The organism is Paenibacillus sp. J22FR83, assembly GCF_059691955.1.
The window spans coordinates 318,975-334,629 of record NZ_JCAUAM010000010.1; the positions used below are offsets into that span (position 1 = coordinate 318,975).

General features: G+C 43.8%; 18 protein-coding genes. 7 read left to right on the plus strand and 11 right to left on the minus strand.

Going from position 1 to position 15,655, the window contains the following annotated elements:
• The first annotated feature begins 57 nt into the window (after positions 1-57).
• Positions 58-768: a TetR/AcrR family transcriptional regulator gene (locus tag AC58PV_RS19745; protein ID WP_497434041.1), complete on the plus strand. Its 711-nt coding sequence runs from the start codon at positions 58-60 to the stop codon at positions 766-768.
• A gap of 439 nt (positions 769-1,207) precedes the next feature.
• Here the strand turns inward: AC58PV_RS19745 and AC58PV_RS19750 are convergent, their stop codons facing one another.
• From AC58PV_RS19750 to AC58PV_RS19765, 4 genes are all read right to left on the minus strand, one after another.
• Positions 1,208-1,663, minus strand: a complete 456-nt coding sequence (locus AC58PV_RS19750; RefSeq protein ID WP_497434042.1) for a VOC family protein — start codon at positions 1,661-1,663, stop codon at positions 1,208-1,210.
• Between the two features lie 80 nt (positions 1,664-1,743).
• Positions 1,744-2,193 (minus strand): DoxX family protein, encoded by a 450-nt coding sequence (locus tag AC58PV_RS19755; RefSeq protein ID WP_497434043.1) that lies wholly within the window; start codon positions 2,191-2,193, stop codon positions 1,744-1,746.
• 20 nt (positions 2,194-2,213) lie between these two features.
• Positions 2,214-2,810, minus strand: coding sequence for a TetR/AcrR family transcriptional regulator (locus AC58PV_RS19760; protein WP_497434044.1), 597 nt, complete (start codon positions 2,808-2,810; stop codon positions 2,214-2,216).
• Between the two features lie 205 nt (positions 2,811-3,015).
• Complete coding sequence (locus AC58PV_RS19765) at positions 3,016-4,050, minus strand: AraC family transcriptional regulator (protein ID WP_497434046.1); 1,035 nt, start codon at positions 4,048-4,050, stop codon at positions 3,016-3,018.
• Between the two features lie 75 nt (positions 4,051-4,125).
• Here AC58PV_RS19765 and AC58PV_RS19770 point away from each other — a divergent pair, with 75 nt between their 5' ends.
• Complete coding sequence (locus tag AC58PV_RS19770) at positions 4,126-4,743, plus strand: NAD(P)H-dependent oxidoreductase (RefSeq protein WP_497434047.1); 618 nt, start codon at positions 4,126-4,128, stop codon at positions 4,741-4,743.
• A 77-nt stretch (positions 4,744-4,820) separates the two neighbouring features.
• On the opposite strand, the gene AC58PV_RS19775 is transcribed toward AC58PV_RS19770, so the two are convergent.
• Both AC58PV_RS19775 and AC58PV_RS19780 read right to left on the minus strand, forming a co-directional pair.
• Positions 4,821-4,979 (minus strand): hypothetical protein, encoded by a 159-nt coding sequence (locus AC58PV_RS19775; RefSeq protein ID WP_056616564.1) that lies wholly within the window; start codon positions 4,977-4,979, stop codon positions 4,821-4,823.
• Positions 4,980-5,076: 97 nt separating this feature from the next.
• Positions 5,077-5,619 (minus strand): PadR family transcriptional regulator, encoded by a 543-nt coding sequence (locus AC58PV_RS19780; RefSeq protein WP_497434048.1) that lies wholly within the window; start codon positions 5,617-5,619, stop codon positions 5,077-5,079.
• A 122-nt stretch (positions 5,620-5,741) separates the two neighbouring features.
• Between AC58PV_RS19780 and AC58PV_RS19785 the strand changes: the two genes are divergently transcribed.
• Positions 5,742-6,866, plus strand: coding sequence for a serine hydrolase domain-containing protein (locus tag AC58PV_RS19785; RefSeq protein WP_497434049.1), 1,125 nt, complete (start codon positions 5,742-5,744; stop codon positions 6,864-6,866).
• A 123-nt stretch (positions 6,867-6,989) separates the two neighbouring features.
• On the opposite strand, the gene AC58PV_RS19790 is transcribed toward AC58PV_RS19785, so the two are convergent.
• Positions 6,990-7,700: an SDR family oxidoreductase gene (locus AC58PV_RS19790; RefSeq protein ID WP_497434051.1), complete on the minus strand. Its 711-nt coding sequence runs from the start codon at positions 7,698-7,700 to the stop codon at positions 6,990-6,992.
• A gap of 63 nt (positions 7,701-7,763) precedes the next feature.
• Positions 7,764-8,345, minus strand: coding sequence for a TetR/AcrR family transcriptional regulator (locus AC58PV_RS19795; protein ID WP_497434052.1), 582 nt, complete (start codon positions 8,343-8,345; stop codon positions 7,764-7,766).
• Positions 8,346-8,495: 150 nt separating this feature from the next.
• On the opposite strand from AC58PV_RS19795, the gene AC58PV_RS19800 reads away from it, so the two are divergent.
• A complete protein-coding gene (locus AC58PV_RS19800; RefSeq protein WP_497434053.1) occupies positions 8,496-9,116 on the plus strand; it encodes a DUF5701 family protein in 621 nt (206 codons plus the stop codon).
• Here AC58PV_RS19800 and AC58PV_RS19805 read toward each other — a convergent pair.
• Positions 9,113-10,285, minus strand: coding sequence for a PQQ-dependent sugar dehydrogenase (locus AC58PV_RS19805; RefSeq protein WP_497434055.1), 1,173 nt, complete (start codon positions 10,283-10,285; stop codon positions 9,113-9,115). The genes AC58PV_RS19800 and AC58PV_RS19805 overlap by 4 nt on opposite strands.
• A 49-nt stretch (positions 10,286-10,334) precedes the next feature.
• Entirely contained in the window at positions 10,335-10,814 is a 480-nt protein-coding gene (locus AC58PV_RS19810; protein WP_497434056.1) for a CBO0543 family protein, read from the minus strand.
• Between the two features lie 182 nt (positions 10,815-10,996).
• Between AC58PV_RS19810 and AC58PV_RS19815 the strand changes: the two genes are divergently transcribed.
• The gene (locus AC58PV_RS19815; protein ID WP_497434057.1) at positions 10,997-11,758 is read left to right on the plus strand and encodes a metallophosphoesterase; all 762 of its coding nucleotides are present in this window, start codon (positions 10,997-10,999) and stop codon (positions 11,756-11,758) included.
• A gap of 123 nt (positions 11,759-11,881) precedes the next feature.
• Positions 11,882-12,808, plus strand: coding sequence for a VOC family protein (locus AC58PV_RS19820; protein ID WP_497434058.1), 927 nt, complete (start codon positions 11,882-11,884; stop codon positions 12,806-12,808).
• 104 nt (positions 12,809-12,912) lie between these two features.
• Here the strand turns inward: AC58PV_RS19820 and AC58PV_RS19825 are convergent, their stop codons facing one another.
• Entirely contained in the window at positions 12,913-13,920 is a 1,008-nt protein-coding gene (locus AC58PV_RS19825) for an alpha/beta fold hydrolase (RefSeq protein ID WP_497434073.1), read from the minus strand.
• A 239-nt stretch (positions 13,921-14,159) separates the two neighbouring features.
• Here AC58PV_RS19825 and AC58PV_RS19830 point away from each other — a divergent pair, with 239 nt between their 5' ends.
• Positions 14,160-15,008 carry an Rpn family recombination-promoting nuclease/putative transposase gene (locus AC58PV_RS19830; protein WP_497434060.1) on the plus strand — a complete coding sequence of 283 codons (849 nt, stop codon included), beginning with the start codon at positions 14,160-14,162 and terminating at the stop codon, positions 15,006-15,008.
• The last annotated feature ends 647 nt before the right edge of the window (positions 15,009-15,655 follow it).

Genomic DNA, 15,655 nt, shown 5'->3' on the forward strand with positions numbered 1-15,655 from the left:
AATGATGTTAGATTAATTTATTGTGGTATAATTGTCAAGAGAAAATGGAGGTCGAACATGGCGCGTAGACGAATTCATCCCCTACAAACGGAGGGGACCAATGAAGGACGAGGGGCATCCGATGTACACACCCCACTAGATCGTGAACGTATTATTCAAGCTGTCCTAGCGCTGTTGCGTGATGAGGGGATAGGATCAATCAGTATGCGAAAAATTGCTGATTCCCTAGACGTTAAGGCAGCTTCTCTGTATTACCATATCAAGGACAAAGAGCAATTAATGCATCTGCTTGCCGAGCAAATTAGTTCTGATGTGAGATTGCCAGATGAAAGTCTGGATTGGCAGGAGCAACTTCGCGAGTGGGCGATCCATTTCCGACTCGTGCTGCATCGGTATCGAGATGCGATATCGATCATGAGTGCAACGATGGCTGGCAGCCCCAAACGGTTAGCGCATATCGAGTTTCTATATCGATTATTTGCCCAATCAGGCTTCCGTGATCCGCACATTCCATGGTTCGCCAGTATGATTAAGAACTACATCTATAGCTTCGTCGAAGAGGAGAATCGCTTAACGGCAAGAGCAGAAGCAGTTGAGTCAGTAGACACAATCGGCGAAACCCCAGCAACACATATTCAGTCGTTGTCCGCGGAGCACTATCCCCATTTTGTTCGACTGTTGCCCTATACGACAGCAGTCAATTGGGATGAAGAGTTCCTGTTCGGACTCAAGGTGTTAGTCGACGGTTTCGAAGCTCAGCGCAAGTAGGCCGCATTGTGTGGAAATTCTCCATAAACTAGTTGGATCAAGTTGCCACTTTAGTCGTTATGAAGAGTGTAAATTGCAAATGTGCAACCTTTTCAATCGAAATGACCTCTCTATCTGAAAAAGTTGCAAATAAGCATCTATTTTAGTGAATACTAGCCATCTTGGAGCATTTCGGCGCAAAAGGATGCTCATACGCACGCATTTATCGATATGCAGCCATTTTCCTCGAAAATGGTTGTACTTTTGCATCTTTGGGCATTCCACCTTACGCGGGTATGGGGGGAAGGGCTAGAGCAGAGCAAGAGCTGAGCTGTACCGCTGATTGGGAACCGCCCGCCGCCGGGCGCGAGCAAGAGCTGTACCGCTGATTTTCCTCAGCGGCAGCTCTTACGCCAAAAAAGGAGCAAAGCACAAAACGTGCTTTGCTCCTTTTTGGATTTTACCCCTCATATGCTTGCTTAAGCGCAGCGATGTCTAGCTTCTGCATGCCGAGCATTGCGTTCATCGCACGGGCAGCTTTTACGCGATCCGTCGAGTTGAGCAGTTCCCCCAAGATGCTGGGAATGATCTGCCAGGATAGGCCGAATTTATCCTGTACCCAACCACAGCGCTGAGGCTGGCCGCCTTCAGAAAGTTTTGCCCACAACGTGTCGACTTCTTCTTGCGTTTCGCAGTTTACGTATAGTGATAGGGCAGGTGTGAATTTGAAATGTGGTCCGCCATTTAATGCCATATACCGCACTCCACCAAGCACAAATGTTCCTGAAATAACTCTTCCCTCAGGCCCAGAACGATGGATACTTTCGATTTCGGAATCGCTGAATATGGACGTGTAGAAGTTCATTGCCTCTTCGGCATTGCCGTCGAACCATAGGAATGGAGAGATTTTTTGCATGTCAGCAGCTCCTTTTTATTAGGTATTGTAACACAAATGCTGATGAATTCATGCGGATCGCAGCTGAAACTGTAACGCATCTAACTCCCAAACCAAGGCGATGCCAACACAACGGCTCCGATAAAGACGAGCTGCAACATAACCCGAATCCCTAATCCAGGAACTGGCTTGCCGCCAATCGTCAATTTATTGCGAGCCGCGAAAATGTTTGCGGGGAACATAGCGATCAGCATGAGGAATAAACAGATGGATGCAGTCAGCGACATCACGGGAATGAGAATCCCGATGGCACCGGCAATTTCTAAGTAGCCGGTAATCGTTACGATCAAGGCGGGTCTTGGGAACGAGGGAGGGACCATGCGAATGAGATCTGGTCGTCTTTTGCCCCAATGTGCAGAGGCTGTAAGGAGAAACATGATAGCGACTGCGCCTTGCAGCGCGGTGTGCCAATCATCGAAATAGGACCACCCCAGAGAACCTATTCCTAGCAAAACAAGAAAAGATGACAACAACGCAACAAATGGTGCCATGCGAGTACCTCCTTTAGAGATTATTTGGATTGGCTTTTCAAAATGGTCGACATAAATGTAGACACCTCAGTGGAGAACTGCGCGGTAGTCGAAGCAAAAGACGAGCGGACGCGCAATCCCAAGGATAGCAGGACGAACATTTCAGCTGTCTGTTCAGGGTCAATGTTTGCCATAATGACACCATGAACTTGGCCGAGCGTGATCCAGTTTTTGGCGAATGATACGGATCGTTCATAAAAGTGCTGCAGTACGTCCGCTACAGTCGGATCTTCTTCCTTGCCTAGTAAGTATTTGAGCACTTTATTCGTAATCTCATGGGGATCTTCTAGCGCGATGAGATTCTGAGAAATACGTTGCATCGGTCCATCAAAAGTCTTCGTTGCATGTTCCGTCTCCCGCATAAATTTCGAATTCGTTTCTTCGAGTCGTTCATGAAGCACCATTGCAAATATTTCATCCTTACTCTTCACGTAATGAAAGATAGCTCCTTTGGAAAGTGATGATTGGTCTATGATATCTTTCATCGTGATGGCGTGGCAGCTTTTTAACCTCAACAACTGTTTCGTCGCTTCGAGGAGCTTACGTGTGGTAGTTTCTCTGCGTTCCTCATTCTTCATAAAGTCTAATCCTCCACTTCTTGCTGGGGAATTCCCCCAATTCTATTCTATCTTCATTATATAAACAGACCGTCGGTTTGTAAATAGGCAAAAACAAAGACGCCACAGGAACCAAACTCCTAACAGCGTCATTTCTAACAGATGCCCGACCGCAACAGCACTCTTACCCCTGTAGTGTGTGTATACCCTATAATTGCAGCACGATTCATCCATTCAAACGCACTTCTCTGCTTTGGAAATTGGCTCGATATTGACCAGGTGTGACGCCAGTCCATTTCTTAAATGCATTTTGGAATGCGCTGGGTTCTGAGAAATGCAGTACATAAGCGATGTCACCCACGGAGAACTCCCATTTGCGAAGATAGCCCATGGCTAAATCTTTGCGGACTTGAATCGTGAGATCGTTGTACGTTGTATTCTCTTCTTTTAATTTATGCTGAAGGGTTCGTGCGCTCATTTGGAGGGATTCGGCAGTTTGTTGCAAAGTTGGGAAAAAGGAAGGCATGGATGTGCGTATCCACTGGATAACTTGCTCCGTAAATCGGCTAGATTGTGTAAGCTCTCGACTCGTTTCTTGTGCGATATTCTCAAATATGCTCAGTAACTTAGCGTCGGAATATAGGACAGGATACTGGAGGACATCCTTGCTAAAACGCAAATAATTGCTGTGCGCGGCGAAGCGGGGGATGCGTCCAAATACGGGCTGATAGGGAGCTAGATCGGCTGTTGCTTCATGATGAAACGCTACCTCCAGTAGAGGAATTGCTCGGTTGCTGAGTCTGCTGATCAATCGAAATAATGAGCTTGCCATATCTTCAATACAATGACGGGACATCTCTCCCTGACCGGGATGCTGAAGAAACATGGATACCCGTACATCATCACCTTCTACGTCCCAATCCAAATTAAAGCCACTGCAGAGCAGCACATTATATCGTTGGTAAGCCGTTAATGCATCGACGACGGATCGGGAATGCATCATGACATAGCCAAGGATGCCCATATCGGCGAATTCCATGATCTGACCTTGATGTAAACCAAAATGGGAATCCTCCGTAAACTCGGCTGCGGCAATGGTTAGTCGCTCCAATTCTTGGCCTGAGATGCGTGCCTCTACATCCTGGAGAAGACTTGCGTCGAACGAAGCATATTTACAAAATTGCTCTGAATCAAAGCCTTTTTGCACCACCGTCTTCATAATGGGATATACCATAGAAATGGCAATACCTTTGCTTTTCAAGTTTAAATCTCTCCTTTGCGTAAATCAGCAATTGGTTTGCGTGTTTCATCATTCAAATCAAACCGTAATCATTCTATGCTGATTATAGTCGCAAATAGGGAGGAAATCATCTTGAAATCGAATATTCTTATTATTAATGGACATCCAGATCCACTGAGTTACTGTGCAGCCCTAACGAACGCATATATCGGTGGGGTTTCACACACGAAGGCCGAAATTCAGAGCATCGACATTCATGCTTTAACATTTGATCCGAATCTGCAGTTTGGTTATCGGAAACGTACAGAGCTTGAGGCAGACTTGTTACATGCGCAAGAGCTCATACGCTGGGCTGATCATATCGTCTTCGTTTATCCAACCTGGTGGGGAGGGATGCCGGCGTTGATGAAGGGTTTTATTGATCGAGTCTTCTTGCCAGGTTTCGCTTTCAAATATCGTGAAAAGTCTGCGCTATGGGATAAGCTGCTCGTAGGGAAATCTGCCCATCTCATCGTCACAACAGATACACCAGGATGGTACAGTCGATGGATTAATAGGCATGTAGGTTACCGTGTAATGAAAAATAATATCTTGCGGTTCTGCGGAATTACGCCTGTACGACTAACGGAGATTGGACCGATAAAATCATCTTCAGTTGAGAAGCGAGCCCAATGGTTGGAGAAAGTAAAGCAGTTTGGAACGAAGTTAGCGTAATTATTTGTGCTTGAAAATCAATTAGTTGAATTAGCAAGAGGGAAGTCCCTAAGGACCTCCCTCTTGATCTTACCAACCTAACGATGTTCCACCAAATCAATTGCTCCTAGAATTACATGAGCAACCCCAAAGCCAAGCACACCAACACCAAGAAGCTTATATTTGCTTTTTAGCATAGTAGCACCAGATGCAGAAACGACAGTTCCGAGAACAGCAGGAATCAATCCCTCGCGCATGAACATCACTCCTCCAAGTTTGTTTGGGTTAGCAAGACATCTTAGTTTGCGTTAAAGATATAAACATATGCAGGAGATACAGAAATTTATCCCTTGGTTATGGTGTATGTGCAGGGAGCTCAGCAAGCAGGGCTTTGAACCATTCCTTGGCAAAAGTATGAGAACGGATGCCATAATCGAGGGTCTTGATTTGGTACGAAAGAATTGCTGCATAGGGTTCTGGGACTTGAATGTTCTGGAGCCCTTCATCCATATGCTGGAGTTCTTGTTCAACTTGTTCAATCTGCATAATAATTTGTTGAAGGATGGCACGTTTATCTTGATCGGATTCGATTAATCCCAGAAAAAACACTTTCGCTAAGGCTATCGATTCTAATCTGCTTGTAGGTATTTCTGAACCCATCCACGTAAAGAAGGCTTCTCGGCCTTTCTCAGAGATCACGTACACCTTCTTGTTGCGCCCGCGGTCGACTTCCTCCTCATAGCCAATATCACCCTGAAGAAGCAATTTTTTTAAAGCCGTCTGCAAGCTGCCATAACTGGCACTATAGAACAAGGCAATGCCTTGTTGAAATGCTTTATTAAGCTCATACACAGTCTGATTCTTCATAATTAATAAACCCAGAATGACAAATTCCATTTAGCGAGTCCCCTTATTCCTGTTGACATCCAACATGTCTCTACATTACGATTAGTTATATTACTAATAGTAACATTATTCATTGGTGAATACAATTGGTTCTAAGGGGGATTCACATCGCGATGTTTGCACGAAAGTCATGGAGCCATGAGACAGTCTCACAACATCTTGATTCTTACTTCACGAAAGTAAGCAAGAGCAGTCGACATCAGACAGGTGTGCAAGTAATGGTGGACAGCCGAGGATTTACATATCGGTATGCCGCAGGGCAAATATCAGCAAGCAATGGCGCAGCGATCGCTCCTAATCAACCTTTTCATACTGCAAGTATTGGAAAAGTGTTTACCGCCGTGTTAATTATGAAGCTGATAGAGAGAGGGGAACTCACGTTAAATTCGCCTGTTGCGACTATTCTGCCACCGTCTGAGTTGGAAAATCTGTTCGTACATCGCGGTGTTGATTACAGCAATCAAGTGACGGTCAAACAACTTCTTGGGCATACATCAGGGGTGGCGGACTATTTCGAGGACCCTGTCATCCACAGGCCGAAGTTCATTCAGCGAATTGTTGCCAATCCGCAGGAATCATGGTCACCGGAGAGTTTACTTACATTTTCGAGGAACAACCAACGAAGCTTCGGACCTCCGGAGGGGCGTTTCCATTACTCGGATACCGGTTATATCCTGTTAGGAAGAATCATTGAGTGTACTACGGGAAAATCCTTTCACGATGTTCTTCATGATGAAATCTTTCTTCCACTGCAAATGAACGATTCCTATTTCATGTTCTATTCGCAGCCAAAACATACACCCGGAGAACCTATTCAAGATATTTGGTTGAACAAGGTAGAAATCAGTCGCCTTCCATGTTTAAGCTGCGATTGGGCAGGCGGAGGCATCGTCACAACACCTGAGGATCTGCTGCTTTTTCAAAAAGCGCTCTGGCACGGAACATGCCTGGATACAGCTTCCTTACAAGCGATGACAACTTTCACACATAAGTTCCGGAATGGCATTCAATATGGTTTGGGGATGATGGAGCTTCATTTCGAGGGGTTTTTCTTCTTACTCCGAGGTTTACCGAGGCTTCAGGGCCACAGTGGGATACTCGGCACGCATATGTTCAGCCATCCAGAGACCGAAACGCATATCGTGATGAACTTCGGTTCGAGTACAGCTGTTGTTAGAAGCTACAGAGCTTTGATTGAAGTGGTGACAACGTTGAAGAAGATGGGAGCATGGGGATAGAGATGACAGAGGGGGAACGGACACAACAAGCGCAATTGAACTAATCCCACCATGCGATCATCGAGTGTGTCCGTTAGCCCATTCAAGAATCAATCTAAACCAAGCCAAGAGCTATGTCTGAATCTACCAAGGCAGTGTCTCCGATTTATGAAAGAAACCACCAGAGGGACCATCAGCAGGTAATGTCGCTAGATATACAGCAGTCTCAGCACCTTCATGAATTTCCATCTGGGCAGCGGGGCCACCCATGTCTGTTTTTACCCACCCCGGGTGGCAAGCGTTCACCTTTAAGTTGGAGCCTCGAAGTGCAATGGATAGCTGCGCGGTCCACGCATTCAGCGCTGCTTTCGATACCGTGTACGCAGGTGCAGCAGCACCAGCATACATCTCATTGGTTAGAATGGTGGTCATCGACCCGAGGATGCTGGATTGATTCACAATGCGTCCCTCAGGACTCGCCTTCAAAAGATGCAGAAGCGCTTCGGTTAACGCATGTGCACCAAATATATTAACGTCAAAAGTACGTCGCATGACATCGGTGTTATTGCCTTCATGGTCCAAATAAGTGCCCGCATTATTAACAAGAATATCAAGCCTTCCGTATGCCTGCTCAATCTTCGCAACAACCTGCCCAATATGCGCATGATTCGTCACATCTAATTCGATCGGATAAGCTTCGATTTCTTCAGCACGCAGCTGCTCCGCAGCGCTCTCTGCTTTACGCACATCACGGGCTCCAAGTAGTACAAGGATACCTCGCTGGCCAAGTTGGCGGCCGATTTCTAAACCTATTCCCTTATTTGCTCCTGTAATTAATGCAATTTTTTTCGTCATTTCATGTCTACCTCCTATGATACTAGTTATATACCAATCGGTACAAAATGGGTAAAAAAATGCTCATTCGAGCACAGTTAATATCTCCGTTACCACACTATCAACGTACGATCGTTCTGGCCGTGATTTCATCGTAACCGAAAGGCCAATAGCTGAAATCGTCAATAAACGCGATACGGCAACTGCATTTAACGAAGGCGAGAGTTCCCCCGTTCGGATTCCCGTTTCAAGAATTTGTTGGATCATTTCGGTTAGCTTCACCTGGAAATCCTTCGTAATGTTAGCAAAAATTTCGTCGTGAGGTGCAAGCTCCACCATCGTATTCATGCATAAGCAGCCTAAGTCAGGATTACTCCCACCAACACCTTCAATGATCCCTTGGAAATACAAGCGCAGCGCTTCTTTCACTGAAACTGCGTTCTGCATCCTCTTGTGAATAAAAGAGAGGCTCATGTCTGCATACTTGTGAAGCACAGTTTCGAACAATTCTTTCTTTCCCCCAAATGCTGCATAAAGACTGGGACGCTGAATGCTCATTTGAGTAGTCAAATCACTCATGGATGTCGCTTCATATCCTTTTTCCCAAAAAACTTGCATGGCTGCAGCCAATGCATGCTGTTCATCAAACTCCCGCGGTCGAACCATGTGGTGATCACTCTTTCTGTACTCATCGGTACAAAATGATCATATAGCAAATATAACCAATCGTCAACAATGAAGTGTGCATTTGTTACATTTGTTTGCTATGTTGTAAAGTGACGATCTTTCATTTCTTTAAGGGGGACACATGAACTTATGTTGAATGAAGAATTCGAACGGCAAGTTGGCAATCTTGTTCATAAAGAATATCCTGCGTTAGTAGGATTAACCGTAGCTGAATTTACACAGGAATTAGAACCGCTCGAGCATATGATTTCAGAAATGAGTCCAGTCCAAATGGATATTGAAGCAAGTAAGATTCCTTTTGTCATTGTGATTAGGAGTGATTGGTTAGATCCTGGACAGGCGATGCAGGCAGTGGAACGAGAAGGGAAGCAGGGGTTCAGCGTCATGGATACCCAGGAGATTAATCGCTTTCAGCCTATTGAGGGAATTGAGCTCCCTAAGGGGAGGGCTTATCTATTGTGGGATATTGATACGGGCACAAGCACATTAAACGTGACACCAAACGCAGCATTGGCTATCATAGCGCAAGAAAATCGTTCTCCGCTCACTTTGGAAGAGGGGATTAGTGTGATTACCCATTTTCCTGATAGGTTGCGCAAAAATAATGGCTTCTCACTACTCGGTTCTCGTTGTGGCGACCGGAGAGTCACTGCGCTATGGATTAGTGACAAAAAGCCAAAGCTGGGCTGGTGCTGGGCAGGAAATCCACATACGTGGCTTGGCTCTGCCTCGTGTCGTTCGAGAAGCTAAACTATCTTCATAATCTTTCCGTCTTGTGTGCAAAGATAAAGCTCGCCTGCCGCATCCGTTCCGAATGACGCAATATTCAAACCTGATTTGAGTAAGGTTCGGTTCGTGACCGTTCCATCTTTCAGTTGAGATATCGCCCAAATGTTTCCTGTCCCGTAATCTGCGTACACATACCAGCCATTAAGTTCAGGGAGCTTCGCGCCCCGATACACATAACCGCCCGTAATCGATACACCTTGATCACGACCATAAGTAAACAGAGGCTGCTCTAAGCCAGTTTTAGTGCAGCCTGTCTTTGGTTCGTAGCATTCGAAACCTTCTTGAATACGCCACCCATAGTTTTTGCCTTTTTCTATGAGATTAATTTCTTCAAATCGATTCTGGCCAACATCAGCTGCCCAGAGCTTTCCAGTAGCAGTATCGAAACTGAATCGCCAGGGATTCCGTAGTCCGTAGGCATAGATTTCCTTAGCACCCTGGCTAATAAAAGGATTATCGGCAGGGATTGCATAGTGAAGACCAGTATCCTGCTTGTCTACGTCGATACGCAGTATTTTGCCTAGCAGTGACTGAAGATTCTGGCTGTTATTCTGCGGATCTCCGCTGCTGCCACCGTCTCCCGTTGCAATGTACAAGTAACCATCTGGGCCGAAAGCGAGTTGCCCGCCATTGTGATTCGCATAAGGTTGCTTAAAAGTAAGTAGCACTTGCTCGCTAGCAGGATCCAGCAGGGCAGAATTGGTAGACAGTGTCTTGTAGCGAGCGATGACCGTATGGGTTTCCGTCGTATAGTTGACATAAGCCAAAGTGGGATCCTTCGGATGGAAGGCCAATCCTAACAAACCTTGTTCGTTTCCACTATCATTGACACGATCCGTAATATCGAGAATGAGAGAGGGCTTATCTTGTGGTTTCTCAACGTTCACACTAACGATTTTACCCGGTTGCTCGACAATGTATAAGAGTTGTGGTGAGTTGACACGATGCTCAATGCCTACAGGATGATCGAAGTTGTTGGGTGCGAACACTGCGTTCAGCGAAATGCTATTCGATGTCGCAATCGAAGTTGAAGTCGCGGTGGAAGGTTCTGAATCTTGAGACCATAGGCAGGCGGGTAGTACAAGTAGTAAGATTAGGCTCATACAAGCAAGATGATAACGTTTAATCATAATCAACCTCCTTCATGAAGACGATTTGGATGAAGGGATGATTGCACATTTACGTGGATGCTTTCTCAATCCCTTTTCTCAAGAACCATTTATAATAAATATGAGATATTAAAAATGTAGCCGAAAGGGAGAGCCAAGTCCAGTACCATTCCCAATGGATGTAATGGATTAAGTTCGTGTACCGCTCAATTATCACTTCAATTATGGTCATCCATGTAGGCCAGAATAGCTGCCAACCAATTCTTATCAGTCTGCTTTTATTTTCTGGATACCTTAGTATATAAATCACACATGTTGCAGGAAAGATAAAATATTCGAAAGAAAAGCTTGTCTGCGTTGCAATTTTAAATCCGCGAACAGGATATTCAATCAAATGAAATTCGACAACAGCTAATCCAATCGGCCAAGTGATGAGTTGTTTAAATAAGAAAACGATATTTGCTTCTCTAATTTTATTTCGAGGTGTGAATAGAACTAAGAGCAATATGGCTCCAAACCACGCGGATATTAATACGATTCGATCTACCACAAGTATTCAAACTCCTTAAGATGTAATAAGTTCTAGTATGACCTTGCTTTCGGCTACACAAACCTGTGAGTAGTCGTTGAGTATTCCCCAATTAAATACGTCTGTGCATGGGGATATTCTGAATTATTTTGAATACATATTACTTCATCATGATGAATCTTGTATGTGAGGAGAATGCAGAAATGATCGTTATTTATGTACTGATTTTAATCCTATTGGGTTATATGCTTTTGATCTTACCTACACAATGGCTAAAAATTGAACGGATCCATTATCCGCTGGATTTACATTTGAAAATCCTTCAGATTAGTGACTTGCATGTAGAACGATTAAGAATCCGTCCAACTAAGATTGCATCAATTATCCAAACTGAAAAACCTAACCTTATCTGTATAACAGGCGATTTTACCAAACAACGCAGGAGTCTCGTCAAACTTGAAAAGTATCTAAGAGCTATGACAATTTGCAATGTACCTATTTATTGTGTGCTCGGCAACCATGATTATCAGCAAAAAAATGTCATGGATGTCATTAATTTGCTAAGAAAGTATGGGTTACATGTATTAAGAAATGAATCAGTTCATTTAGATCAGATTGAACTCATTGGCATTGATGATTATGATTCGGGTAAAAGCGACATAGAAAAATCGTATCAAAATGTTGATCTAACTAGACCTAAAGTCGTTATTACGCATGATCCTAACATTGTTCTTGATTTAAATAAGCCCTACGATTATTTAATGGCTGGACATTTGCATGGGAAACAATTTAATCTACCATTTCTATTTAGACTGAAAGATGCTGGCAAGTTGCCTCGCATGGGCATATATAAGGGGCTACATACAACACAATACGGAGCTTATTACATATCCAAGGGAATTGGGCAGACGGGTATCAATGCAAGATTTTTAGTTAGAAGTGAAGTGACGATGCATGATTTGTAGAGTTGAAAAGATGGATGGAGCTGGGGGCGAGAAGGGGGTGGCAGAACGTTTGTTTCCATTTTTGAGAGATCTATGTTAAAATTAGGAAGAAGTTTTATTCCAAGGGAGGAGCTCGTTTTGAATATGGATGCCAAAAGTAGCAGTACGCCATTGATTACGCCGCACCTATGGTTCGACAAGGAAGCGAAACAAGCCGCAGAATTTTACTGCGCAGTATTCCCTCATTCCAACATCACAAACACGACGGTTTTGTATGAGACACCTTCAGGCGATTGTGACCTAGTATCGTTTCAAATTTGGGGACAGCCATTTATGGCCATTTCTGCTGGACCGCTTTTCAAGATCAATCCTGCAATCTCATTTATCGTGAATTTCGATCCCTCTCGGGACGTGAATGCAGAAGCTATGATCGACGAAGTGTGGAACAAGCTGTCTGAAGGCGGAACCGCTCTTATGCCGCTTGGTGAGTACCCATTCAGCAAAAGGTATGGCTGGATTCAGGACAAGTATGGTGTGTCTTGGCAGCTTATGCTGACGAATCCGTATGGAGAGCCTCGTCCTGCGATTATCCCTTCCATGTTATTCGTGGGCAACAACTGCGGCAAGGCGGAGGCAGCCCGTGAATTCTATCTTTCGGTTTTCCGCCATTCTCAACCTGGCGCTCTATTACGCTATGGTCCTGGTGTGGAACCGGATCAGGAAGGAACGGTAATGTTCTCCGACTTTATGCTGGAAAATACGTGGTTTACGGCAATGGACAGCGCGTACAAGCACGATTTTCAATTTAATGAAGCCATTTCACTTCTAGTCAATTGTGAGACACAGGAAGAAATTGACTACTATTGGGACAAGCTCTCCCATGTGCCTGAGGCTGAGCAGTGCGGCTGGCTCAAAGACCAATTCGGTGTGTCCTGGCAGATATCTCCCGCCATCATGGATGAGATGTTAACTGGGGGCACCGAGGAGCAGCGGGCTCGTCTAACGGACGCTTTTATGAAGATGAAGAAGTTCAATATCGCGGAATTGCAAAGGGCATTTAACGGGGATTAATGATGAGCCCATATGGGTTGTTGAATAAATGGTTTGAGGATCTTTTCCTCAAACCATTTGTTGTATGTATGGAGGGTAGGGGATTACTTGCTCTGAAATTATAATTAGAGATCCAGCTCAAGCCATGTCGTGTTCAACCATTCTGCAAATAACTCTTTTTCCTCGAACTGTGGATAATGAGCGGACTCTTTAAAAATAACAAGTTCTTTCTGGGGTGCTTTCAACGTATTGTAATAGTTCTTTGCCGCATTTACGGATGTCATATAATCATACTGACCCATAACAAAATAAAATGGAATCACTAATCTATCGACAACGTCTGTAAGCGGTTTTTTTGACTCTTCCTCCAATAAGATTTGCTGCGAGATTGAAACTCCTTTCAAATAACGAATGACATCAAGTAAATTATATTCCCGATTAAGAAGAAAGCCTGTGTAATAATCCCTGTTATCGTTGATTAATCTAGCTGCTCCGCCGTATTTCCGTATCATATCTCTCGGCGTTAATTGATTACCCCGTTCAATCGAATCACGAAGATGTTCTAATCGTGCTACATCTTCTAAATTGCCTGTTTGCTTTGCTTGTACGAGCGTATAGGCCAAACTGTCCAGTTCGCTTTGCACATGGTCAGCCACCTGCCCAATACCGATGTAAGCAACAAATTTATCTGGTGTTTTAGCCGCAGCTTTCATTCCGATATATGTACCGAAAGAATGGCCAATTAGCAGCAACTTCTCTTGTCCCAGCAATTCTTTTACGTAATCCGTGAGCTCAAGTAAGTCATCTACAAGCAAGTCTGTTGATAAATTGGAGTAGTCTTCAAAGAAATGATAAGATTTCCCACTGCCTCGTTGATCATAGTGTACAATTGTAAAATTTCTCTCAAGCAAATCTTGATATTTCCGAACATACGGAATTTCAGAACAGCCTGGACCACCATGAACAAAAATTATGATCGGATTGTGCTTGTCACTGCCCCTGATCATTACTTCATGCCCTGTACCATTGATCTCAATTTGCTCTAGTAAACTTATGCTGTTGTCGCCTTTAATAGCAGGCGTCCAAGTAGGGAACATCAAGCCAATAGCAACTAGCAGTGTGACGATCATCATACTTATCACAGTTATTTTTATGCCTTTTCTATTCAAGGGGCAACTCCTTCTTGTGCCAATACAAGAAAATTACTAATTATTATGATCTTCTATCTATGTTTATCATATTTATGGCAAATATATTGACGCTATTCTAGCAAAATAATGGTATATGCTCAAGGATATTGGCCGGAAGTTTATATACATACAACTGTCAGTAGCTTCATGTTATAATTAATCCATATGAATGGGGGATTTGTATGAGAGATTTACTTGACCCTAAGAACGATTTTGTCTTTAAACGAATATTCGGGAGCGAAGAAAATAAAGATTTACTGTTGGCTTTCCTAAATCATACTTTTCAAGAAGCAGGTGAGCAGCCACTTACCGAAATCGTACTTATGAATCCATACACTGATAAAGATTCACCTCATGATAAGCAATCCATATTTGACATCCAAGCAAAAACTGTAGATGGCAAACTGATTAATATTGAAATGCAGTTATTCAATCGATATGACAATGAGAAGCGTACTTTGTATTATTGGAGTAAGCAATATGCGAGTCAACTTGAAGAAGGACAATCCTATAAGAAGCTTAAGAAGTGCGTAACCATTAATATTCTTAACTTCTCCATTATACCTAATGAACGTTATCATAATGTTTTTCATTTGCGAGAAGATTTTTCTGGCGTTCCATTATTAGATGACCTAGAAATTCATTTTCTAGAACTTTCCAAACTGAGTTATCAAAGGACAACAACTACTGGAGGGTTATTGAATTGGTTGCTTTTTCTTAAAAGCGACAATACTGAAAATTGGGAGGTGCTCAAAATGCAGGAACCTGAACTTGGTAAAGCAATGACAGTTTTGGAGTTTCTCAGTCAAGATGCGGAATCTCGTCGACTTTACGAAATGAGACAAAAGGCTTTACATGATGAAGCTTCGTCTATGGAGGGTGCGAGAGAAGAAGGAGAAAAACTAGGCGAATTAAAAGGAAAACTTGGAGTAGCTAATAAAATGCTGGCAAAAGGAATGGACATGGAGTCCGTTTCGGAATTAACAGGACTTTCAATTGAGGAACTTAAGAAAATAAGTCAAGCTCATTAACTAATAATAGCTGTCAGGGGAATTTACCTTGGCAGTTTTTGTTTTTATTCGTTATTGATTGAGCTTTTGGGTATCAATTTTACCGAATGTTACTAGATTGTTACCTCGGTAATGAAATGTCGTATTAATATGCAAATTTGTCTCATTAATAATCAACGCTAAAGGTGTAAGAGGTATTTCAAGGCAAAATACAAAACCGCTAAAAGAGGGTTTTTATTGCGTAGTGGTTGAGCCAATAGGCTGCCACTTGCATGGCAACCCATGAAAGGGATGTCCGAATCCTGATTTAAATGGCTGATGAAGTTTACTCAAAGAGGCCTTTTAGCGGTAGATTCAGACGCCGTGCTCCTCCGCTACGCTCCGTCCGCGCGGGCGAACCCCTCAGAGGTTCTCACCCCCATACGGCTCCAAAGAACGAAAAAAAGAACATGTCCGATGACATGTCTTGGAGCCTCTAGGCTGACACTTGGATGGCAACCCGACAAGGGATGTCCGAATCCTGATTTAAATGGCTGATGAAGTTTACTCAACGAGGACTTTTAGCGGTAGATTCAGACGCCGTGCTCCTCCGCTACGCTCCGTCCGCGCGGGCGAACCCCTCAGAGGTTCTCACCCCCATACGGCTCCAAAGAACGAAAAAAAGAACA

Coding starts and splice junctions, on each gene's coding strand:
- AC58PV_RS19745 (WP_497434041.1), top strand. CDS start 58: ATGGCGCGTAGACGAATTCATCCCCTACAAACGGAGGGGACCAATGAA.
- AC58PV_RS19750 (WP_497434042.1), bottom strand. CDS start 1,663: ATGCAAAAAATCTCTCCATTCCTATGGTTCGACGGCAATGCCGAAGAG.
- AC58PV_RS19755 (WP_497434043.1), bottom strand. CDS start 2,193: ATGGCACCATTTGTTGCGTTGTTGTCATCTTTTCTTGTTTTGCTAGGA.
- AC58PV_RS19760 (WP_497434044.1), bottom strand. CDS start 2,810: ATGAAGAATGAGGAACGCAGAGAAACTACCACACGTAAGCTCCTCGAA.
- AC58PV_RS19770 (WP_497434047.1), top strand. CDS start 4,126: ATGCTGATTATAGTCGCAAATAGGGAGGAAATCATCTTGAAATCGAAT.
- AC58PV_RS19775 (WP_056616564.1), bottom strand. CDS start 4,979: ATGCGCGAGGGATTGATTCCTGCTGTTCTCGGAACTGTCGTTTCTGCA.
- AC58PV_RS19780 (WP_497434048.1), bottom strand. CDS start 5,619: ATGGAATTTGTCATTCTGGGTTTATTAATTATGAAGAATCAGACTGTG.
- AC58PV_RS19785 (WP_497434049.1), top strand. CDS start 5,742: ATGTTTGCACGAAAGTCATGGAGCCATGAGACAGTCTCACAACATCTT.
- AC58PV_RS19790 (WP_497434051.1), bottom strand. CDS start 7,700: ATGACGAAAAAAATTGCATTAATTACAGGAGCAAATAAGGGAATAGGT.
- AC58PV_RS19795 (WP_497434052.1), bottom strand. CDS start 8,345: ATGGTTCGACCGCGGGAGTTTGATGAACAGCATGCATTGGCTGCAGCC.
- AC58PV_RS19800 (WP_497434053.1), top strand. CDS start 8,496: ATGTTGAATGAAGAATTCGAACGGCAAGTTGGCAATCTTGTTCATAAA.
- AC58PV_RS19805 (WP_497434055.1), bottom strand. CDS start 10,285: ATGATTAAACGTTATCATCTTGCTTGTATGAGCCTAATCTTACTACTT.
- AC58PV_RS19815 (WP_497434057.1), top strand. CDS start 10,997: ATGATCGTTATTTATGTACTGATTTTAATCCTATTGGGTTATATGCTT.
- AC58PV_RS19820 (WP_497434058.1), top strand. CDS start 11,882: ATGGATGCCAAAAGTAGCAGTACGCCATTGATTACGCCGCACCTATGG.
- AC58PV_RS19825 (WP_497434073.1), bottom strand. CDS start 13,920: ATGATGATCGTCACACTGCTAGTTGCTATTGGCTTGATGTTCCCTACT.
- AC58PV_RS19830 (WP_497434060.1), top strand. CDS start 14,160: ATGAGAGATTTACTTGACCCTAAGAACGATTTTGTCTTTAAACGAATA.